Annotated in this window: 15 protein-coding genes; 6 read left to right on the forward strand and 9 right to left on the reverse strand. The window is 65.5% G+C overall.

The genetic code is table 11. The annotated features are described in order from the left end of the window. The first annotated feature begins 148 nt into the window (after positions 1-148). A complete protein-coding gene (locus RT688_RS07245; protein WP_313704171.1) occupies positions 149-2,860 on the forward strand; it encodes a TonB-dependent receptor in 2,712 nt (903 codons plus the stop codon). 72 nt (positions 2,861-2,932) lie between these two features. On the opposite strand, the gene gap is transcribed toward RT688_RS07245, so the two are convergent. After that, the gene (gene gap / locus RT688_RS07250; RefSeq protein WP_312549145.1) at positions 2,933-3,943 is read right to left on the reverse strand and encodes a type I glyceraldehyde-3-phosphate dehydrogenase; all 1,011 of its coding nucleotides are present in this window, start codon (positions 3,941-3,943) and stop codon (positions 2,933-2,935) included. Positions 3,944-4,024: 81 nt separating this feature from the next. Beyond that, positions 4,025-6,022 carry a transketolase gene (tkt, locus tag RT688_RS07255; protein WP_313704172.1) on the reverse strand — a complete coding sequence of 666 codons (1,998 nt, stop codon included), beginning with the start codon at positions 6,020-6,022 and terminating at the stop codon, positions 4,025-4,027. 122 nt (positions 6,023-6,144) lie between these two features. Between tkt and RT688_RS07260 the strand changes: the two genes are divergently transcribed. Then, positions 6,145-6,876 (forward strand): 16S rRNA (uracil(1498)-N(3))-methyltransferase, encoded by a 732-nt coding sequence (locus tag RT688_RS07260; protein WP_313704173.1) that lies wholly within the window; start codon positions 6,145-6,147, stop codon positions 6,874-6,876. Between the two features lie 84 nt (positions 6,877-6,960). Here RT688_RS07260 and RT688_RS07265 read toward each other — a convergent pair whose 3' ends face one another. Further along, positions 6,961-9,840 (reverse strand): TonB-dependent receptor, encoded by a 2,880-nt coding sequence (locus RT688_RS07265; protein ID WP_313704174.1) that lies wholly within the window; start codon positions 9,838-9,840, stop codon positions 6,961-6,963. 674 nt (positions 9,841-10,514) lie between these two features. On the opposite strand from RT688_RS07265, the gene RT688_RS07270 reads away from it, so the two are divergent. After that, positions 10,515-12,152 (forward strand): NAD(P)/FAD-dependent oxidoreductase, encoded by a 1,638-nt coding sequence (locus RT688_RS07270; protein ID WP_313704175.1) that lies wholly within the window; start codon positions 10,515-10,517, stop codon positions 12,150-12,152. Positions 12,153-12,156: 4 nt separating this feature from the next. Further along, positions 12,157-13,032, forward strand: coding sequence for an EamA family transporter (locus RT688_RS07275; protein ID WP_313704176.1), 876 nt, complete (start codon positions 12,157-12,159; stop codon positions 13,030-13,032). Positions 13,033-13,035: 3 nt separating this feature from the next. Here RT688_RS07275 and corA read toward each other — a convergent pair whose 3' ends face one another. The 5 genes from corA to glnA all read right to left on the reverse strand — a co-directional run bounded on the left by corA (position 13,036) and on the right by glnA (position 18,944). Beyond that, positions 13,036-14,004, reverse strand: coding sequence for a magnesium/cobalt transporter CorA (gene corA / locus RT688_RS07280; RefSeq protein WP_313704177.1), 969 nt, complete (start codon positions 14,002-14,004; stop codon positions 13,036-13,038). 208 nt (positions 14,005-14,212) lie between these two features. Continuing rightward, on the reverse strand, positions 14,213-15,682 hold the full coding sequence (gene ntrC, locus RT688_RS07285) for a nitrogen regulation protein NR(I) (protein ID WP_313704178.1): 1,470 nt from the start codon (positions 15,680-15,682) through the stop codon (positions 14,213-14,215). 63 nt (positions 15,683-15,745) lie between these two features. Next, positions 15,746-16,834 carry a nitrogen regulation protein NR(II) gene (gene glnL / locus RT688_RS07290; protein WP_313704179.1) on the reverse strand — a complete coding sequence of 363 codons (1,089 nt, stop codon included), beginning with the start codon at positions 16,832-16,834 and terminating at the stop codon, positions 15,746-15,748. Next, entirely contained in the window at positions 16,831-17,358 is a 528-nt protein-coding gene (locus RT688_RS07295; RefSeq protein WP_313704180.1) for a DUF4124 domain-containing protein, read from the reverse strand. Before RT688_RS07295 ends, glnL begins: the two co-directional genes overlap by 4 nt. Positions 17,359-17,528: 170 nt before the next feature. Beyond that, positions 17,529-18,944, reverse strand: a complete 1,416-nt coding sequence (gene glnA, locus RT688_RS07300) for a type I glutamate--ammonia ligase (protein ID WP_313704182.1) — start codon at positions 18,942-18,944, stop codon at positions 17,529-17,531. Positions 18,945-19,045: 101 nt separating this feature from the next. Here glnA and RT688_RS07305 point away from each other — a divergent pair, with 101 nt between their 5' ends. Both RT688_RS07305 and RT688_RS07310 read left to right on the forward strand, forming a co-directional pair. Beyond that, positions 19,046-19,201 (forward strand): hypothetical protein, encoded by a 156-nt coding sequence (locus RT688_RS07305; protein WP_313704183.1) that lies wholly within the window; start codon positions 19,046-19,048, stop codon positions 19,199-19,201. Positions 19,202-19,268: 67 nt separating this feature from the next. Continuing rightward, complete coding sequence (locus tag RT688_RS07310) at positions 19,269-19,727, forward strand: rhodanese-like domain-containing protein (RefSeq protein ID WP_313704184.1); 459 nt, start codon at positions 19,269-19,271, stop codon at positions 19,725-19,727. 187 nt (positions 19,728-19,914) lie between these two features. On the opposite strand, the gene RT688_RS07315 is transcribed toward RT688_RS07310, so the two are convergent. Next, the gene (locus RT688_RS07315) at positions 19,915-21,888 is read right to left on the reverse strand and encodes a CocE/NonD family hydrolase (protein ID WP_313704185.1); all 1,974 of its coding nucleotides are present in this window, start codon (positions 21,886-21,888) and stop codon (positions 19,915-19,917) included. Between the last annotated feature and the right edge of the window lie 38 nt (positions 21,889-21,926).

Below are 21,926 nucleotides of genomic sequence, written 5' to 3' on the forward strand. Positions count from 1 at the left end.
AAGCATTTGTTGTTTTTTGGATACTTTTGTTCACGAAATTGCATATGTATCCAAAGCAAATTGACGTCTTTACAATTCCCGTGTTTCATTGCTGATAGCCTCGCGCTCAAGGTGCGGGTATCTCATTTCTGTTACGGGGAGTTTGTTGATGATCAAAGAAAGAGTGTTATCGCAGTCCGTACGTCTGATCTGTTCCGCCGGCGCCCTCGGCGCTACCCTGCTGGTCAACCCAGCCGCGGCCCAGGACACCACCGGACAAGCGATGCAGCGCGTTGTCGTGACCGGTTCGGCCATCAAGCGCATCGACGCCGAGACCGCCGTGCCGGTGACGGTGGTGCGCGTGGAAGAGCTGAAGAAACAGGGCCTCACCACCGTCGAGCAGGTGCTGTCGAACCTGGCCCCGGTCCAGGCCTCGCAGGGCACTAGCCAGGTGGTGGGCCTGAGCACGGGCGGCGCCTCCTTCGCCGACATGCGCGGCATCGGCGCCAACAAGACCCTGGTGCTGCTCAACGGCCGGCGCCTGGCCAACAACGCCTTCGACAGCTCCGCGCCCGACCTGAACATGATCCCGTTCGCCGCGCTCGAGCGCGTCGAAGTGCTGCGCGACGGCGCTTCGTCGCTGTACGGCTCGGACGCGGTCGGCGGCGTCATCAACTTCATCACCCGCAAGGATTTCACCGGCGGCACCGCCACCCTCGGCTACGACAAGCCGGAACACCCGGGCGGCATCTCGAAGAACGCCAGCCTCGGCTTCGGCTACGGCGAGCTCGAATCGGACGGCTTCAACTTCTTCGCCGTCGGCGGCTTCCAGAAGCAGAACAGCGTGGGCGGCCTGCAGCGCCCGTTCAACACGCGCTATCCGGGCGGCCTGTCGCCGACCACTGCTCCGGCTAACTATTTCCAGGACGGCGACGTCGGCAACCCGGCCGCGCCGGACTGCACCAGCGCGCCGAACCTGATCCCGGCCGGCGACGGCCTGTCGTGCTACATGACGACCTCGAGCTTCGTCGACTACATCCCGAAGAGCGAACGCGCCACCGGCCTGTTCAAGGGCACGCTGAAGCTGCCCCAGAACCATGAACTGGGCCTGGAATACCTGGTCAGCCGCAGCCGCGTCGAAAACCAGATCGCGCCGGTGCCGTACGGCGGCCTGTACATGAACCGCCTGCGCCCGAACGGCACGCTGAATCCTTTCTTCCCGGGCAACCCGGGCGCCATTGCGCCGACCATCCCGATCGATCCGACCTTCGTCGCCGAGACCGGCCTGCCGCCGGGCGTCCAGCCGGGCTACCTGAACGTCAAGTGGCGCGACCTGCCGAACGGCGTGCGCGCGGGCGACGACATCAACCGCCAGCAGCGCTTCGTCGCATCGCTGTCGGGCGCGATGGCGGGTTGGGACTACACGGCCGCACTGAGCTACAACGAGAACAAGGTCACCTCGAACCTGAAGGGCTACAGCGACGGCAACATCATCTCGGCCGGCGTCCTGAACGGCATCATCAACCCCTTCGGCGAGCAGAACGCCGAGGGCATGGCGCTGATCGAAAGCGCCGCCCTCGACGGCACGATCCAGACCGCCAAGGGCACGACCAAGACCTTCGACTTCAGCGCCAGCCGCGAGCTGGGCGACTGGGTCGGCGCCGGCAAGAACGTCGCACTGGCGTTCGGCGGCCAGGCCAGCCGCGAGAACTTCAGCAACCGCGCCAACAGCGAGTACGCGGAAAAGGTCGTGGCCAGCACCGGTATCGACCCCAACCTGTTCAACGCCGGCTCGCGCACCGTGTACGCCGCGTTCGCCGAGCTGAACGTGCCGGTGCTCGCCGACCTGGACGTGACCGCAGCGGTCCGCTACGACAAGTACAGCGATTTCGGCAGCACCACGAATCCGAAGTTCGGCTTCCGCTACCAGCCGTCGAGCACGCTGCTGGTGCGCGGCTCCTACTCGACCGGTTTCCGCGCGCCTTCGCTGTACGAGATCAACGCTGCCCAGACCTACACCAACACCTCGCAGCAGGATGACCCGATCAACTGCCCGGGCGGCACGGCGATTCCGGGCAAGAGCCCGGCCACCAACTGCGCCCAGCAGTTCCAGGCGCTGTTCGGCGGCAACCAGAACCTCGATCCGGAAGAGTCGAAGAACCTCACGCTCGGCGTGGTGTTCGAGCCGATCGCCAACCTGACCCTGGGCGCGGACCTGTACCGCATCGAGCTCGAGAAGCAGATCGGTTCGCTCAGCGAGAACGACGTGTTCGCCGATCCGGCGAAATACGCCAGCCTGTACCACCGCAACGGCGCCGGCAACCTGTCGACCGACGGCTCGCAGTGCCCGAACCCGGCCACCTGCGGCTACGTCGACCTGCGCACCCAGAACCTGGGCGGCCTGAAGACCGACGGCATCGACCTGACCGCCGCCTACCGCCTGCGCGCCGGCGACTGGGGCAACTTCAACCTCGGGCTGAACAGCACCTGGGTGCACAGGTACGAGTACCAGAACGAAGAAGGCGGCGAGTGGAACCAGAACGTCGGCATCTTCTCGGGCGTGGGTCCGGTGTTCCGCTGGCAGCACTCGGCAAGCGTGAACTGGAGCCGCGGCGAGTTCGGCGGCGGCCTGACGGCGCGTCACAAGACCGGCTACGTCGACCAGGATCCGGAATTCCGCGTGGCGTCCTACACCACCGTCGACGGCTACCTGTCCTGGACCCAGCCGAAAGGCTTTGGCGTGACGGTCGGCGTGCGTAACCTGTTCGACCGCGAACCGCCGCTGAGCTACCAGGACCAGACCTTCCAGGCCGGTTACGATCCGCGTTACACCGACGCGATCGGCCGTACCTTCTACGTGCGCGGCACCTACACGTTCTAAGCAAGGTACAGGCAACAAAAAACCCGTGCGGCTCGCGCCGCACGGGTTTTTTTCATTCTTCTGAAAGAGCGATTACTTCGCGTTCATCAGCGCGACGGTGGTGTCGAGCATGCGGTTCGAGAAGCCCCACTCGTTGTCGTACCACGACGACACTTTCACCAGGCGGCCCGAGACTTTCGTCAGGGTGGCGTCGAAGTTCGACGATGCCGGGTTGTGGTTGAAGTCGACCGAGACCAGCGGATCGGTGTTGTAGGTCAGGATGCCTTTCAGGGCGCCTTCCGAGGCCGACTTCATGATCTGGTTGACTTCGTCGACGGTGGTGTCGCGCTTGGCGATGAAGGACAGGTCGACGATCGAGACGTTGATGGTCGGTACGCGGATCGCGAAGCCGTCCAGCTTGCCGTTCAGCTCAGGCAGCACCAGGCCGACCGCGGCGGCGGCGCCGGTCTTGGTCGGGATCATCGACTGGGTGGCCGAACGGGCGCGGCGCAGGTCTTCGTGCATCACGTCGGTCAGCACCTGGTCGTTGGTGTAGGCGTGGACGGTGGTCATCAGGCCGGTTTCCAGGCCGATGGCGTCGTGCAGCGGCTTGACCAGCGGGGCCAGGCAGTTGGTGGTGCACGAAGCATTCGAGATGACGGTGTCGGTCGACTTCAGCACGTCCTGGTTGACGCCGTAGACGATGGTCGCGTCGACATCCTTGCCGCCCGGGGCCGAGATGATGACTTTCTTGGCGCCGCCTTTCAGGTGGGCCGACGCCTTTTCCTTGGTGGTGAAGAAGCCGGTGCACTCGAGGACGACGTCCACGCCCAGCTCGCCCCATGGGATCTCGGCCGGGTTACGCTGGGCGAACACGCGGATCTTGTCGCCGTTGACGACCATGTTGTCGCCCTCGACCGTGACGGTGCCCGGGAACTTGCCGTGGGCGGTGTCGTAGCGGGTCAGGTGGGCGTTCGATTCGGCGTTGCCGAGGTCGTTGATCGCCACGATCTGGATGTCTTGTTTCTTGCCGCCTTCGTAGAATGCGCGCAGGATGTTGCGGCCGATGCGGCCATAACCGTTGATTGCAACTTTGATCGTCATTGCTTTGCTCCTGATTAGAAAAAAACTTTTTTCGGACCGAATACGAAACGGGCCGCCCCGAAGGACAGCCCGCTGAAAATCTTACGCTGCGATCACGCCCTTGGCCTTCGCCACCACGTTCTCGACGGTGAAGCCGAAGTGCTTGAACAGCACCGGCGCCGGCGCCGATTCGCCGAAGGTGTCGATGCCGACCACGGCGCCTTCCAGGCCCACGTACTTGTACCAGAAGTCGGTCACGCCGGCCTCGATCGCCACACGAGGCACGCCGCGCGGCAGCACACTCGCTTTATAGCTTGCATCCTGGCGCTCGAACACGTCGGTCGACGGCATCGAGACCACGCGCGCGGCAATGCCCTCGCCTGCCAGCGCATCGGCCGCTTTCACTGCCAGCTCGACTTCCGAACCGGTCGCGATCAGGATCACTTTGGCATCGGCGGCGTCGCGCAGCACGTAGCCGCCCTTGGCGACGTTGGCCACGGCGGCGGCATCGCGCTCCATGAACGGCAGGTTCTGGCGCGAGAAGATCAGGGTCGACGGGCCGTCCTTGCGCTGCACTGCCGCGCCCCAGGCCACCTGCGATTCGACGGTGTCGCATGGACGCCAGTTGTCCAGGTTCGGGATCAGGCGCAGCGAGGAGACGTGCTCGATCGACTGGTGGGTCGGACCGTCTTCGCCCAGGCCGATCGAGTCGTGGGTGAACACGAACAGCGAGCGGATCTTCATCAGGGCGGCCATGCGCAGGGCATTGCGGCTGTAGTCCGAGAAGGTCAGGAAGGTCGCGCCGAACGGGATGAAGCCGCCGTGCAGGGCGACGCCGTTCTGGATCGCGGCCATGCCGAATTCGCGCACGCCGTAGTTGATGTGGTTGCCCGGGATGCCCGAGCGCACGGCGACCGATTCCTTCCAGTTGGTCAGGTTCGAGCCGGTCAGGTCGGCCGAGCCGCCCAGGAATTCCGGCAGGATCGGGGCCAGCGCCTGGATCGCGTTCTGCGAGGCCTTGCGGGTGGCGATGGTTTCCTTCTTGTCGATGCAGGTGGCGATCGCCGCGTCCAGCACCTCGTTGAAGTTACCCGGCAGCTCGCCCTTCATGCGGCGCTCGAATTCGGCGGCCAGTTGCGGGTGGGCGGCGCGGTATTCGGCGAACTTGGCGTTCCATTCGGCCTCGAACTGCGCGCCGCGCTCTTTCGCGTCCCAGGCTGCGTAGATGTCGGCCGGGATGTCGAACGGGATCGGGTCCCACAGCAGGTGCTGGCGCACGGCCGCGATTTCCTTGTCGCCCAGCGGGGCGCCGTGGACCTTGTCGCCGCCTTCCAGGTTCGGGGCGCCCTTGCCGATGATGGTCTTGCACATGATCAGGGTCGGACGGTCCGACTGCTTTGCCTGTTCGATGGCGTCGGACACGGCGCTCACGCTGTGGCCGTCGATCTGGCCGATCACGTTCCAGCCGTAGGCTTCGAAGCGCTTGCGGGTGTCGTCGGTGAACCAGCCTTCGACGCGGCCGTCGATCGAGATGCCGTTGTCGTCGTACAGCCAGATCAGCTTGTTCAGGCGCAGGGTGCCGGCCAGCGACGCCACCTCGTGCGAGATGCCTTCCATCAGGCAGCCGTCGCCCAGGAAGGCGTAGGTGTAGTGATCCACCACGTCGTAGCCCGGACGGTTGAATTCATAGCCCAGCAGCCATTCGGCCAGCGCCATGCCGACCGAGTTGGCGATGCCCTGGCCCAGCGGGCCGGTGGTCGTTTCCACGCCCGGGGTGATGCCGACTTCCGGGTGGCCCGCGGTCTTCGAATGGAGCTGGCGGAAGTCGCGCAGGTCGTCCATCGACAGGTCGTAGCCGGCCAGGTGCAGCATCGCATAGTGCAGCATCGAGCCGTGGCCGTTCGACAGCAGGAAGCGGTCGCGGTTGAACCAGCCCGGATTGGCCGGGTTGTGGCGGTAGTGCTTGTCCCACAGCGCGACGCCGATCTCGGCCATGCCCATCGGCATGCCCGGGTGGCCGGAGTTGGCTTTTTGAACAGCGTCCATCGCCAGCGCGCGGATCGCGTTGGCCATCAAGGTGGTGGTTTGCGTAGATTTCATCGGATGCAGGGGTCTGGATTGGAAAGCGGAGGCCTGCGGCGGGCCGTAGCCCGTTATTTTACCAGAGCCCCACCCTGCCGAATTAAAATGCAGGTTTTTGCCTGTCTCTATATAGGAAACGCATGCCCCGCTTCTACTGTCCGCAGCCGCTACGCCCCGGCGCCACCGTCGACCTGCCCGAATCCGTCGCCCACCATTTGCACGTGGTGCGGCTGCAGCCGGGCGCCGCGCTGACGCTGTTCGACGGCAGCGGCGGCCAGTACGGCGCCACCCTGGCCGACATCGGGAAGAAACGGGCCAGCGCCCTGGTCGGCGCGCACGAAGCGGTCGAGGTCGAGCTGCCCTATGCCGTGACCCTGGCCCAGGGCCTGCCGGAGGGGTCGAAGATGGACTGGATCGTCGAGAAGGCGGTCGAGCTGGGTGTGGCGGCGGTACAACCGCTGGCGGCCCAGCGCAGCGTGGTGCGCCTGTCGGGCGAACGCGCGGAAAAGCGCCACGCCCACTGGGAGGGCGTGATCGTCGCGGCGTCCGAGCAGTGCGGGCGCAACCGCCTGGCGCAGCTGGCGCCGGTGGCCGAGCTCAACCGCTGGCTGGCTGCGCCGCAGGAAGCGCAGGGCCAACGCATCCTGCTCAGCCCGCGCGCCACCCAGTCGCTGGCCGGCTGGGCCCAGGCCAATCCCGCGCAGGCGCTGACCCTGCTGGTCGGCCCCGAGGGCGGTTTCACGCGCGAGGAGGAAGACGCGGCGCTGGCCGCGGGCGCCCTGCCCCTGTCCATCGGTCCGCGCGTGCTGCGCACCGAGACCGCCGCGCTGGCGGCCATGGCGATGCTGGCGGGGATCTGGGGCGGGATGTAGGCCTTGCCTTGAGCGGCATTGAAGAAATTGAAAAGCCCCGCGGCAGGGATCCTGGCGCGGGGCTTTTTGCGATGCTTCGTGGGCTTAGAACGTGTAGTTCACACCCAGGCTGTAGAAGCGGCCGATGGCGCCGGCCTGGTGCAGCGACGCGTTGTACGAGGTCTGGGCGTTGGCGTTGCCGTAGGTGGCGACGTCATACGGCGGCTCCTTGTCGAACAGGTTCAGGATCGCCGCACGCAGGGTCAGGTTCTCGTTGATCTTGTACTGCAGGTTCAGGTTGGTCGTCGTGAACGAGGACACGTTGCAGTAGTAGTCCGGCTGCACCAGGCGGCGGAAGTAGGTGCGGCCGCCGACGTCCAGCGCGGTCGAGGCGCAATCGGTCGCGCCCAGCGCCGGGTCGATGGTCGAGAAGCCGCTGGTGTAGTTCACCGTCGCCATCACGTCCAAGGGACCGCGGGTGTAGCCGAGGGTGAACTGGGCGCGGTTCTTCGGGTTGCCGGTGGCGCCGCCGACCGACGAAGGACCCTGGGTGCCGGCCAGCTGGTAGGACACGCCCGCCACCTCGGTTTCATAGCCGAAGGTATGCGCCGCGCTCAGGTTGGCCGACACCGAGCCCATGTCGCTCGGCAGGCGCCAGCGGTAACGCACGTCCGCCTCGATGCCGTGGGTCTTGGTGCTGCCCGCGTTGATGTAGGGCGACTCCGCGTACAGGATCGGACCGACCGGCGGCACGCCCAGCACGGTTTCGTCCCCATTGCCGGTCGCGATCTGGACCGGCACCGGCGCACCGCGCACCCAGGTCGGCACGAAACTCGGGTCGTTGCCGGCGCGGGTCACGATCAGGTTGCTGATCTTGATATTGTAGTAATCCAGCGACATGTTCAGGCCACGGATCGGCTCGAGAATCACGCCCAGGGTGTAGGACTTCGATTTCTCCGGCGACAGGCTCGGGCTGGTGGTCTGGACGTAGGGCGGGTTGATGCCGCACGATGTCGGCACGGTGCCGGCCGGGATCGTGGTCTCGGTACCGCCGCCCTGTGCGCAGCGGATCGGGTCGTCAATCGCGTTAAAGGTGAAGAAGGAACCCGCATTGCCGACCTCGGCAGGATTCGGCGCGCGGAAGCCGCGTGCGAAGGTGCCGCGCACGCCGACCTGCTGGATCGGCGTCCACTTGAAGTTGGCCGAGGGCGTGAACGAGTTGCCGTAGGTGTCGTAGTGGTCGTAACGGCCGGCCACCCCGACTTCGAGGTCCTTGATCGGATTCGCGCGCAGTTCGGCAAAGACGGCCGAGTTGGTCTCGTCGCCGATAGTGAAGGGCGAGGTGCTGGCGACCAGGCCGTTCAGGGTCAGGCTCGACGGCGGCGCGTTCTGCTCGCGCTCGTGCCAGTGTACCCCCGCCGCGACCGACAGCGGGCCTGCGCCCAGCTGCATCAGCTCGCGCGAACCGACCAGGTCGGCGTAGTTCAGCGTCGATGTCAGCTTGTTGCTGAAGTAGGGGGCGACCTGGGCGACCAGGTCCGGCGAGTTGCCGCCGACGACATTCCAGGTGCCGGCGTTGATCGCGTTGTACAGGGCTACCCGGTTGATGTAGCCGCTGTACTCGATATTGGTCCTGACCCGGGTCGCGCCGGCGGAAGCGCTGACGTCCCAGCCATAGGCGCTGCCCGTCAGGTCCACCGAGAAGCGGGAAGCGACGGTATCGTTGTCCGAGGTGCGCTCGGTGTTTGCGCCCGGGATGTAACCATACAGGGAGGCGTTGCCGCCCAGGTTATTGGTGACGCCGGCGCCGACCCGGGCGCCCGGTGCGAAGCGGGTATTCGGGATAGCGTTCACGCCGCCGGTCAGCACGCCGTTGATCAGGGTGGTGTTGCCGGCATAGGAGTCCGGCGAATAGGTGTAGGGCACGCCGCGGTTGTTGTAGCTCTCGCGCTTGAACATCGAGCCCTTGAAGGCCACTTCCCAATCCTCGTTCAGCTTTTTCGTCATGCCGATCAGGACGTTCAGGTTCTTGGTCGGCGGCTGGATGAAGGTGACGGTATCGCGCACCGAGCAGCCGCCCGCGCGGTACAGGGTGTAGTTGCAGCTGGGGTCGAGGAACTGGAAATTGGCGGGATTGTTGGCGCCGCCGGCGCCGTCGGTGTTGAACAGGAAGGGAACACTGGCAGCGGTCAGGAAGTTATTCAGGCTGGTCGGCACGCCTAGCGTCAGGTTGTTGCCGCCGCGCGAAGTCCAGTCGCGGTTGGCCCAACCGTATTGATCGCGGTCGGCCACCATGATCGGTTCCTGCCTGCGCCACTCGGCGGTGATGAAGGCGTTGTAGCCGTCCGCGTCCAGGTCGCCGATGCCGGTGCTGATCGAGCCGCGCCGGGTCTTGCCGCCGCCGTGCTCGGTGTCGCCGTAGTCGGCGCTCAGGCGCGTGCCCTTGAGATTTTTCTTGAGCTTGATGTTGATCACGCCGGCAATCGCGTCGGAGCCATAGGTCGCCGAAGCGCCGCCCTTCAGGACTTCGATGCTTTCGATGGCGTCGAACGGAATCGAGGAAACGTCGACGAAGGAGCGCTGCGAGTCGTCCGACAGCGGATACGAAGCCATGCGGTGGCCATCGATCAGCACCAGGGTGGCGCCGACCGTCAGGCCGCGCAGCGAGATGCCCGATGCGCCGTTGGCGAATGCGCCGGAGAAGCCGGTGCCCAGGGTGCCGGCGCCATTCGCGGCCAGGTCGGTCAGCAGTTCCGCGACCGAGGTCTTGCCGCTCTTCTGGATGTCCGCAGCGGTCAGGACCTGCACCGGGGTCGGCGTCTCGGTGTCGGCGCGGCTGATCAGCGAACCGGTCACGACCACGCGCTGAATGGCCTGGCCCTGGGCAGGCTCCTGCTGCGCCAGCGCCGGGTTCATGCCGACCAGGGCGCCCGAGGCGACCAGGCAAGAAATTGCGTACGGCATCGACTTCAACTTAAACGTCATGAATGCTTCTCCTTCTGGGCTTTTCTCAAGATGTTTTTTATGGACATGCGCACGGACGTGCGGCATGTGTTTATCTCTTTCGAACCAACGCGTTTGAAACGCGTCCCAGTCCTGCACGAAAACCGTGTGGACGTCTTTCAGGATGCTTCGGTATTACGTTCAAAGATTAATGCGACTGCGATAGACCGCTTTTCTTGGCTTCTATTTTTATATGCGCGCTGGGTTAGGACGAGCGCTCTCCATTCACGCTTAACATAAGTTAAACGTTATCTGAGTGAATACATAAAACCATACGAAAAGTCCGGGTGTCAATAAAACACGACGGGCCAAATGTGGAGAAAACAACACCTTGGAAATGTCTAGATAACTAGTGCAATGCGCCAAAACCGCCGAGCTTTCATGGCCTTCATTATTTAAGCTTTGAAACTGTATGCTTCGCGTATGTATCGCGCGCGAACGCCGTGCTTCTCTCCACGGTGCGCTGCCACATCGCCAGGACCGGGCAGGCGCGCGGCGGCGGCGTGGACGAACCAACGATGACGGAAAACCACACTGGCGCCGCCGCCATGCTTCCTGCGCGTCACGGCGCCTGCCTCCGGCTGATCGGCAGGGCCGGCCTGAAGTAAAATAGCCGATTGATTTGACCGCCCCCGCTGGCGCCCTACGCGAAACCTATGCTCCGAATTAACGAACTCAAGCTCCCCCTCGACCATCCCGACCACGCCCTGCGCGACGCCATCGTCGCCCGCCTGGGCATCGACGTCGCCGACCTGGTCGACTTCACCGTCTTCAAGCGCAGCTACGACGCGCGCAAGAAGGCGGCGATCGTGCTCATCTACGCAATCGACGTCGAAGTGAAGAACGAGGCGGCGGTGCTGGCGCGCCTGAAGAACGACCAGTACATCGTTCCCTCGCCCGACACCGGCTACAAATTCGTGGACGCGCCGCGCCCGCCCGCGGGCACGCCGCGCCCGGTCGTGGTCGGCACCGGTCCCTGCGGCCTGTTCGTGGCCCTGATCCTGGCCCAGATGGGCCTGAACCCGCTGGTGCTCGAGCGCGGCAAGATCGTGCGCGAACGGACCGTCGACACCTTCGGCTTCTGGCGCAAGCGCAAGCTCAACACCGAGTCGAACGTGCAGTTCGGCGAAGGCGGCGCCGGCACCTTCTCGGACGGCAAGCTGTACAGCCAGATCAAGGATCCGAAGCACTACGGCCGCAAGGTCCTGACCGAGTTCGTCAAGTCGGGCGCGCCGGAAGAGATCATGTACGTCAGCAAGCCGCACATCGGCACCTTCCGCCTGGTCAAGATGGTCGAGCAGATGCGCGCCGAGATCCTGTCGCTGGGCGGCGAAATCCGCTTCCAGACCAGGGTCGAGGATGTCTTGATCAGCGAGACCAACGGCGTGCGCCAGGTGCGCGGCGTCGTGCTCGCCTCGGGCGAGGAGATCGCGACCAACCACCTGGTGATGGCGATCGGCCACAGCGCGCGCGACACCTTCCAGATGCTCTACGACCGCGGCGTCTACATCGAGGCGAAACCGTTCTCGATCGGCTTTCGCGTCGAGCACCCGCAGTCGCTGATCGACGTCTGCCGCTTCGGTCCGAACGCGGGCAACAAGATCCTCGGCGCGGCCGACTACAAGATCGTGCATCACGCCTCGAACGGGCGCTCGGTGTACAGCTTCTGCATGTGCCCGGGCGGCACCGTGGTCGCCGCCTCCTCGGAAGAAGGCCGCGTCGTCACCAACGGCATGAGCCAGTACTCGCGCGCCGAGCGCAACGCCAACAGCGCCATCGTGGTCGGCATCACGCCGGAAGATTATCCCGGCCACCCGCTGGCCGGCATCGCCTTCCAGCGCGAACTCGAGTCGCGCGCCTTCGTCCTGGGCGGCAGCAACTACGACGCGCCGGGCCAGCTGATGGGCGACTTCGTGAAGGGCGTCGCGTCGAAAGAATTCGGTTCGGTGACCCCGTCCTTCAAGCCGGCCGTGCACCTGACCGACCTGGCCCCCTCGCTGCCGGAATACGCGATCACGGCGCTGCGCGAAGCCTTCGTCGCCTTCGACAAGCAGATCAAGGGCTACTACAAGCACGACGCGGTGCTGACCGGCGTCGAGACCCGCACCTCCTCGCCGATCCGCATCAAGCGCCGCGACGACGATCTGCAAAGCCTGAATACGCGCGGCCTGTTCCCGGCCGGCGAAGGCGCGGGCTACGCCGGCGGCATCATGTCGGCGGCCGTGGACGGCATCCGCGTCGCCGAGGCGGTCGCGCTGGCGATGGGCGTCCCCGTGCCCGCACTGCAGGACTGATCCCTTGAAGGGCGCCGCCTCCACAGCTTCCGGAACGCCCGCGGGCACACTCGCGCCCTTGCTGGGCGTGGTCGGCTCGCTGGTCTCGGTGAACGTCGGCGCGGCCTATGCCAAGGGCCTGTTCCCGCTGGTCGGCAGCGCCGGCATCACCGCCGTGCGCGTCGGCCTGGCCGCCATCCTGCTGCTGGCCTTCTGGCGCCCGTGGCGCGCACCGCTGGCGCGGGTGGATGCGATCAACGTCGCCATCTACGGCCTCATGCTCGGGATGATGAACCTGCTGATCTATGCGGCGTTTGCTCGCATCCCGATCGGCGTGGCGATCGCGATCGAAGTCATCGGTCCATTGGCCGTGGTGGTGCTGTCCTCGCGCCACCTGCGCGACTTCGCCTGGGTCGCCTGCGCGGCCGGCGGCCTGTGGCTGCTCGCGCCCACCACGGAGAACGCGGTCGCGCTCGACCCGGTCGGCGTCGCCGCGGCGCTGGCGGCCGCCTTCTGCTGGGCCATGTATATCGTGTTCGGCAAGCGCGTCTCCACGCTCAAGGGGGGCCACGTCGTGTCCTGGGGCATGCTGGTGGCGGCGCTGTGCACGGTGCCGGTCGGGCTGGCGCAGGCCGGACCGGCGCTGTTCTCGGCACCGGTCCTGCTCGGCGGCCTGCTGGTGGCGGTGCTGTCGAGCATCCTGCCCTACTCGCTCGAGATGATGGCCTTGTCGCGCCTGCCGCGCCGGGTGTTCGGCATCCTGGTCAGCGCCGGCCCGGCAGTGGGAGCCTTGGCCGGCTTCTTCGTGCTGGGCGAAGTGCTGACCACCGTGCAGTGGCTGGCGATCGGGCTGATCGTGCTGGCCACCGGCGGCAGCGCGGCGACCGCGGGGCGCAGCTAAGCGCTACAGCCAGCCGGCCTTCCTGAAGCGGCGATACATGTAGTAGCTGACGGCGACCATGACCGCGAGCGCCATCGGATAACCGTATTTCCACTTCAGCTCGGGCATGAACTCGAAGTTCATGCCCCAGATGCCGGCAAAGGCGGTGAACACCGCGAAAATGGCGGCGTAGGCGGCCAGCTGCTTGTTGATCTCGTTCTCGTCGATCGCGACCATCGACAACGTGACCTGGATCGCCGTGGCGATGGTGTCGCGGATGGTGTCCAGGCGGCCGGCGATGCGCAGCAGGTGGTCGTGGATGTCGCGGAAATAATCCTGGGTTTCGAAGGCCAGCGCCGGCACCCGGCCGCCGTGCAGGCGCCCCATCGCGTCCATCAGGGGAATCACGGCATGGCGCAGCACCAGGGTGTCGCGCTTGAGGTCATACAGGCGCTCGATGTTGTCGCGCTGGGCGCCATGGCCGCCGAAGATGCGGTCCTCGATCGATTCGAGGTCCGATTCGAGCTTGTCGATGAGCGGGAAATAGCGGTCGACGACGGCATCCATCAGCGCGTACAGCACGAAGCCCGAGCCTTTCTTGAGCAGGTGCGGCTCGCGCTCGGCGCGGGCGCGCACGCCGAGGAAGCCCTGGGCCGAGTCGCGCCGCACCGACAGCACGTAGTTGGGGCCGGCGAAGATCGCCACCTCGCCCGAGCACAGCTCCTCCTTGTCGAGGTAGACGGTGCGCACGACGGCGAACAGCGAGTCGCCGTATTCCTCGAGCTTCGGGCGCTGGTGGCCGCGCGAGGCGTCTTCCACCGCCAGCTCGTGCAGGCTGAACTCCTCCTGCATGACGGCGAGTTCCTCGGGACTGGGGTCGCGCAGGGCGACCCAGACGAAGCAGCCGGGCTGTTTCAGGTATTCGCTGATATCCTCGACCGGGATATCGGATAGTTTCTTGCCTTCCTGGTAGGCGACGCAGTTGATCAGCATGGAACGGAATGGATGGGACAGCGATGCGTGAGCTTACACCATCGTAGGGTGGACGGCTTCACCCCGGATGTGCGCACGCCGGCGACGCGTGCGCCGCCCACGCGTTCAACATGCGGCGAAAACACCGCACGGGTCGGCATGCACCGTTTGAACGCGTGGGCGGCGTTTCCGCCGCGTTCATGCGAACACCAGGGTACAGCCACCCACCCTACTCTTCGCGCGCCCCGTCGATGCCGAGTTCGACGATCTTGCGCGTGATCGTGTTGCGCCCGATCCCCAGCCGCATCGCGGCGTCGTTCTTGCGCCCGTGCGTGTGCTTCAGGGCGGTCTTGATCAGGGCCGACTCGAACTGCTTGCCGAGCGTGTCCATGACCTCGAACTGGCCGGCGCTGAGCATGCTGGCGGCCTGCAGTTCCAGCAGGCCGATCCAGCCGTCGGGCGACGGCGGGGCCGATGGCGAGGACGGCGCCATTGCGCCAGTCTCGACCGTCACGGGACCTGCGGCCGGCGCGGCGCCGGAGGGCTGCCCCTGGGTCAGGTCGCGCGGCAGGTCCTTGATCTCGACCGTCTGGCCCGGCGCCATCACGGTGATCCAGTTGCACAGGTTTTCCAGCTGGCGCACGTTGCCCGGCAACTCCAGGCCGCTGAGGAAACGCATCGCGCTCTCGCTCATGCGCTTCGGCTCGACGCCCAATTGGTGTGCGCTCTGCACCAGGAAGTGGCGCGCCAATAGCGGAATGTCCTCGCGCCGCTCGCGCAGGCTGGGCAGGCGCAGGCGGATCACGTTCAGGCGGTGGAACAGGTCTTCGCGGAACAGGCCGTCGCGCACGCGCTGCTCCAGGTTCTGGTGGGTGGCCGCGATCACGCGCACGTTGGCCTTCACCGGCTGGTGGCCGCCGACGCGGTAGAAGTGGCCGTCCGAGAGCACGCGCAGAAGACGCGTCTGCAAATCGAAGGGCATGTCGCCGATCTCGTCGAGGAACAGGGTGCCGTTCTCGGCCTGCTCGAAGCGGCCGCGCCGCATCGCCTGGGCGCCGGTGAAGGCGCCGCGCTCGTGGCCGAACAGTTCGGATTCGAGCAGGTCCTTCGGGATCGCCGCCGTGTTCAGGGCGATGAAGGGCTCGTTCGAACGCGGGCTGTGCTTGTGCAGGGCGCGCGCGACGAGCTCCTTGCCGGTGCCCGATTCGCCCGTGATCAGGACCGTCACGTTCGACTGCGACAGGCGGCCGATCGCCCGGAACACTTCCTGCATCGCCGGCGCCACGCCCAGGATCTCGGGCGTCTCGGCGGGCGCCGCTTCCACGCTCGCCTCGCGCAGGCTTTCCTCCAGCGCGCGCCGGATCAGGGCGACGGCCTTGTCGATGTCGAACGGCTTGGCCAGGTAGTCGAAGGCGCCGCCCTGGAACGAGGCGACCGCCGAATCGAGGTCGGAAAAGGCGGTAATGATGATGACCGGCAGGCCCGGGTGCTTCGCCTTGACCGCCTGCAGCAGGTCGATGCCGGATTCGCCCGGCATGCGGATGTCCGACACCAGCACCTGCGGCGTCTCGTTCTCGAAGGCGGCCATGGCGTCGCGCGCGTTGGCGAAGCTGCGCGTCTCGAGGTTCTCGCGCGCCAGGGCTTTTTCCAGCACCCAGCGGATCGATGCGTCGTCGTCGACAATCCAGATTGGTTTCATGTAGTTCGTGGCTTTCCGCAATGTGGATTCATAAGCGACCGCGGCGTCCTGCCGCGGCTCTACTTATGGCAGCGGCAGCAGGATCCTGAAATCCGTCAGTCCTGGCCGGCTTTCGCACTCGATCATGCCCTGGTGCTGCTGCACGAAGGTCTGCGCCAGCGTCAATCCCAGGCCGCTGCCGCCTTCCCGTCCCGACACCAGCGGGTAGAAGATACGGTCGCGGATATCGGGTGCGATGCCCGGTCCATTGTCGATGATATGCAAATCTAATGCCAGCCCGTAGCGGACCTTGGCCAGGGTCACCTGGCGCGCCACCCGGGTGCGCAGGACGATCTCGGCGTCGCCCTCCGCGATGCGTCCGGCGAGGGCCTGCGCGGCGTTGTGGACGATGTTCAGCACGGCCTGGATCAGCTGTTCCTTGTCGCCCCGGAACTCGGGGATCGAGGCATCGTAGTCGCGGCGGATGGCGAGGCCGTTCGGGAACTCGGCCAGCACCAGCGAACGCACGCGCTCGCAGACTTCGTGGATGTTGACGTCGCCGACGATGTGGGGCTTCCTGTGCGGCGCCAGCAGGCGGTCGACCAGGGTCTGCAGGCGGTCGGCCTCCTTGATGACCACCTGCGTATATTCCTTCAGTTCGCTCAGATGCCTTGGAGGCAATTCCAGCTCCAGCAACTGGGCCGCGCCGCGGATGCCGCCCAGCGGGTTCTTGATCTCGTGCGCCAGGTTGCGGATCAGCTCCTTGTTGGCCTGGCTCTGGTCGAGGAAGCGTTCCTCGCGGTCGAGCTTCAATTGCTGCACGTTCTCGCGCAGCTCGATCAGCACCTCGCCGTTGCCCAGGCTGCTGGCGATCGAATGCACGTGCAGGGTCTCGCGCCCCGGGCGCACCAGGGCCAGGTCCTGGCGCAGGTCGCTGTACTGGTGGGTGCGGGTCTGGTCGCACAGCGCGGCCAGCTCGTCGCCATTCGTGAACAGGGCGGTCAGGCCCTGGCGCGCGAGCCACTTGAAGGAGGCGTCGAACATGTTCTCGGCCGCCGGGTTGGCGTAGCGCACGCGGTCGCCGGCGTCGACCAGCAGCACGCTGGAGGCGAGCAGTTCCAAGCCCGCGAAACGGGCCGGCTGGGGCTGGAAGGCGCTGTCCGGGTCGTTCATCGGATGTTGGCGATCTCGCGCCGCAGTGCTTCGATGTTGCGCTCGGTGCGGTTGATGTCCTCGCGCATCTGGCCGACGCGTTCCTGGTACTTGGCGTAGTTGCGCTCGTTGCCGTTGCGCGCGGGCTCGCCGTTGTTGAATTCGCGCTTCTGCTCGGCCAGCTTCTGCTCCTCGGCGCGCAGCTCCTCGTTGAGGATCTCGCGGCGGTCGTCGTCGCGCGCGCGCTGCTGGCCCGTGTCGACGCGCGGGAAGTTGGCCGGGCTCGGGGCGGCAGCAGGCGCCGGGCTGCCCTGGCGCACGGAATTACCAGCCGGCGCCACCGGCGCGGGACGCGAGGGCGGCGCCGGGATATACCCCGGCAAATCGAGCGCCTTGCAGCCGCGTTTATTCGTGTCGGTGAATTCGACGCGGCCCTGGGCGTCGACGCACTTGTAGACGACCGTCTGGGCGCCGGCCGCGCCGGCGCACATCAATCCGGCCGCCAGCACCAGCTGGACACCATGCCGGGTCACACTGCTTGTCATTCGCATCGTTGGAAGCTGCACGCTCATGCGTGCGAGTGGAAGTCAGGGCGAATATACCGTATTAGAAAGAGAAACGCGGGGAAAGCCTTCGGCTTGCCCCGCGTTTTTGCCTGCAACTTACATTGGCTTACAGCTTTTGATGCCGTAGCGCAACGCTCCTGCCGTCCCGATTACGACGAGTAGTACATGTCGAATTCGATCGGGTGCGGCGTCATGCGCATGCGCTGCACTTCCTGCATCTTGAGGTCGATGTAGGCGTCGATCATGGCGTCGCTGAACACGCCGCCGCGGGTCAGGAACTCGCGGTCCTTGTCCAGGGCTTCCAGGGCTTCTTCCAGCGAAGCGCAGACCGTCGGGATCAGCTTGTCCTCTTCCGGCGGCAGGTGGTACAGGTCCTTGGTCGCGGCTTCGCCCGGGTGGATCTTGTTCTGGATGCCGTCCAGGCCGGCCATCAGCAGCGCGGCGAAGCACAGGTAGACGTTGGCCAGCGGGTCCGGGAAGCGCACCTCGATGCGGCGGCCCTTCGGGTTCGCCACGTGCGGGATGCGGATCGAGGCCGAACGGTTGCGGGCCGAGTAGGCCAGCTTGACCGGGGCTTCGTAGCCCGGCACCAGGCGCTTGTACGAGTTGGTGCCCGGGTTGGTGATCGCGTTCAGGGCCTTGGCGTGCTTGATGATGCCGCCGATGTAGTACAGGGCCGTTTCCGACAGGCCGGCATAGCCGTCGCCGGCGAACAGGTTCTTGCCGTCCTTCCAGATCGACTGGTGCACGTGCATGCCCGAGCCGTTGTCGCCGTTCATCGGCTTCGGCATGAAGGTCGCGGTCTTGCCGTAGCTGTGAGCGACGTTCCAGATCACGTATTTCATGTTCTGGGTCCAGTCGGCGCGCTCGACCAGGGTCGAGAAGCGGGTGCCGATTTCGTTCTGGCCGGCGCCGGCCACTTCATGGTGGTGCACTTCGACCGGGATGCCCAGCGATTCGAGGATCAGGCACATTTCCGAGCGCATGTCCTGGAAGCTGTCGACCGGCGGGACCGGGAAGTAGCCGCCCTTGACGGTCGGACGGTGGCCGCTGTTGCCGCCTTCGATTTCCTTGTCGGTCGACCAGGCGGCCTCTTCCGATTCGATCTTCACGAAGCAGCCCGACATGTCGCTCTTCCAGCGGATCGAGTCGAAAATGAAGAATTCCGGTTCCGGGCCGAAGAAGGCGGTATCGCCCACGCCCGAGGACTTCAGGTAGGCTTCGGCGCGCTTGGCGATCGAGCGCGGGTCGCGGTCGTAGCCCTTGCCGTCCGACGGTTCGATCACGTCGCACTGCATGAACAGGGTGGTCTCTTCCATGAACGGGTCGATGTTGGCCGTGTTCGGGTCCGGCATCAGGAGCATGTCCGATGCTTCGATGCCCTTCCAGCCGGCGATCGACGAACCGTCGAACGCGTGGCCCGACTCGAACTTGTCCAGGTCGAAGTGCGACACAGGGACGGTGACGTGCTGCTCCTTGCCACGGGTATCCGCGAAGCGGAAATCAACGAACTTGACTTCGTTGTCCTTCACCATCTGCATCACATCTGCGGCGGTCTTTGCCATGCGTTTCTCCTAAATGAAAAGGTGGTGCCGTCAGGCGGCGGGGTCTGTGGGACCGGTCCAGCCAACGTGCGACATACTCAAGCGAAACATATGCAGGAACCATGCCAGCAGTCCGTCATGAACAAATGCGCAATCGTTCTTTGGAAACCCGTGAGTTTAACCATAAAATCCTTGGCAATACGGCTTTGCGCAATGGTGCGGCCCAGCGCAAGCAATGCACCAATATGGTGCACGCACCATCAGGCGCACTATTTTGATGCGTTTCGCACTGTTTCAGCAAGTTCGCGCGATACTGGTGCGCAGCTATTTTCAAAAGGAATCTCCATGAGCACGACCGACACCATTCTCGATGCTGCCCGCAGCCGCGCGGCAGGCCAGCCCTATGCCGGCGCCGTTACCCCTCAGGAAGCATTCGCACTGGTACAAAGCGATCCGAAAGTGAAGATCGTCGACGTGCGCACCAACGCCGAGCGCGACTGGGTAGGCCGCGTCGCCGTCCCCGAAAGCCAGCACGTCGCGGTGCAATGGGTCACCTATCCCGGCGGCCAGCCGAATCCCCAGTTCGGTCCGCAACTGGAACAGGTCGCGGACAAGGACGAGGTACTGCTGTTCCTGTGCCGCTCGGGCGTGCGCTCGCGCCACGGCGCCCGCGTCGCGACCGAACTGGGTTACGCGAATTCCTTCGACATCCTGGAAGGCTTCGAGGGCGACCGCGACCAGGAGGGGCACCGCAAGACGGTCGGCGGCTGGTGCAAGGCGGGGCTGCCCTGGGTCGGGGCCTGATTCAGGCCGCACATGCTTGATCGGGTGCTGGCGAAAACGCGGCACCGCTTGATACCGTAGGGTGGGCGCCCCGTGCCCACGCGTAAAGCCGGCGTCGCGTTGGCGTCAGCAACGCGCTGCGTCTGTTCATGGTTTACGCGTGGGCACAGGAGCGCCCACCCTACCCGTCATCGCGCCACCGTGCCCGTTACGGCATCACCATCACCTGCACCCCCGAGGCCGCGTCCGGCGCGCGATACACGCGCTGGGTCGCCTTCACGAAGTCTTCCGGCTTCGCCGTCGGGATGCGCACGAACGTCTGCGGATTCAGGTCGACCAGCGGGAACCAGGAACTCTGCACCTGCACCATGATGCGGTGGCCGCGGCGGAAGGTGTGGTTCACCTGACCCAGTTCGTAGCTGATCGCTTCCATCTTGCCGGGCACGAAGGGCTCGGGCTTTTCGAAGGAGTGACGGAATTTGCCGCGCAGCGGATTGCCGCGCAGCAGCTGCTGGTAGCCGCCCAGCGCCAGCGGCGGCGCAACCACGTCGCTGCCTTTCACCTGCACCTCCGGCTGCGGATAGGCGTTCGGGTAGACGTCGATCAGCTTCACCACCCAGTCGGCGTCGGTGCCGGTGGTCGACGCGAACAGCTTCGGCACCACCGGGCCGGCAATCGTCACGTCCTCTTCCAGCACCTCGCTCTGGTAGACCAGCACGTCGGGGCGCTTGGCGGCGAAACGCTGGTCCGACACCATGTACTCGCGCGGCACGCCGGTGGCCGGATAGCCGATGAAGGGCACGGGCTTGCGCGGGTCGGCGACGTATTCATCATAAACTGCGTCGTCATGGCCGGCCCCCGCGGCCGCGGGCGCTTTCCAGTCCAGCTTGCCGTTCGCGCCGAAATAGAGCGTGCGCGCCCTGGCCTGCACCGGCGGCCAGGCGCTGTACTGGCGCCAGACGTTGGAGCCGGTCTCGAAGGCCGTCACCTCCGGTAGCGTACGCGCCGGCTTCACGCCCTTCAGGTGCTGCTCGAAAAAGGGGAATTCGATCTGCCTGCGGTAGTAGTCGGCCGTCTTGCTGTCGAAGTTCACGTGGCCCAGGCGCGCGCCGTCGCCGCGTGCCCAGCCGCCATGCACCCAGGGCCCGATCACCAGGCGGTTCTCGATGCCGGGATTCTGCTTTTCGATGGCGCGGTAGGTGGTGAAGGGGCCTTCCGGGTCTTCCGCATCGAACCAGCCGCCCACCGTCAGCACCGCCGCCTTGACGTTTTTCAGGTGCGGCGCGATTGCGCGCGACTGCCAGAACTGGTCGTAGGTGTCGTGCTCGATGTTCGGCATGAAATAACCGCGCTGCGCCGGGCTCATGGTGGCGGCGATGTTCGACAGCGTCAGGTGCTTCAGGAAGAAATCGTAACCGTCGGTCGTGCCGTAGTCGAATTCGGCCTCGCTCTTCGACGGCGGCGCCGGGTTGGCCGCTTCGGTAAAGGAAGCGTAGAAGTCGAAGTTCGCGGCCAGCATGAAGGCGCCGCCATGGTAGGAGTCGTCGCCCATGTAGAGATCGGTGACCGGCGCCTGCGGCGACGCGGCCTTGATCGCCGGGTGCGAATCGATGATGCTGGCCGCCGTGTAGAAGCCGGGGTAGCTGATGCCGTAGATACCGACCTTGCCGTTGTTGTTCGGGACGTTCTTCAGCAGCCAGGCGACGGTATCGTGCATGTCCTCGCTCTCGACGCCTTCGCCCGGCGCGCGCCGAGAAGTGTCGTTTGCACTGCGATGCGGCGTCATCTCCTGCCACTTCCCTTCCGACATGTAGCGCCCGCGCACATCCTGCTTCACGAAGATATAGCCGCTGTCCATGAATTCGCGCGAAGGGCCGATCGCTTCCGGATACCAGTCGACGCCGTAGCGCATCGCGTCCTGGGCGTAGACGCCGGCGCCGTAGGGCGTGCGCTGCATCAGGAAGGGATAGCTGCGCGAGCTGTCCTTCGGCACGTAGACCACCGTGAACAGCTTGATCCCGTCACGCATCGGGATGCGGTACTCGTACTTCGTGTAGCTGCCCTGCAGGCTGCGCTTGGCGGCAGGCGCGTCCGCATCTCCGGCTGCGTGGGATAAAGATGCGGCGAGCCCGAAGGCCAGCATCAGGCTGAGGGAAAGAACGGAAAGCGGACTGCGGATCATGGCGGCCTTTGCGGACGGTTCAAAGCCCGCAAGTGTAA

It is taken from the genome of Massilia sp. (assembly GCF_032106685.1).
In the GTDB taxonomy this organism is placed as follows: Bacteria; Pseudomonadota; Gammaproteobacteria; order Burkholderiales; family Burkholderiaceae_D; genus Telluria.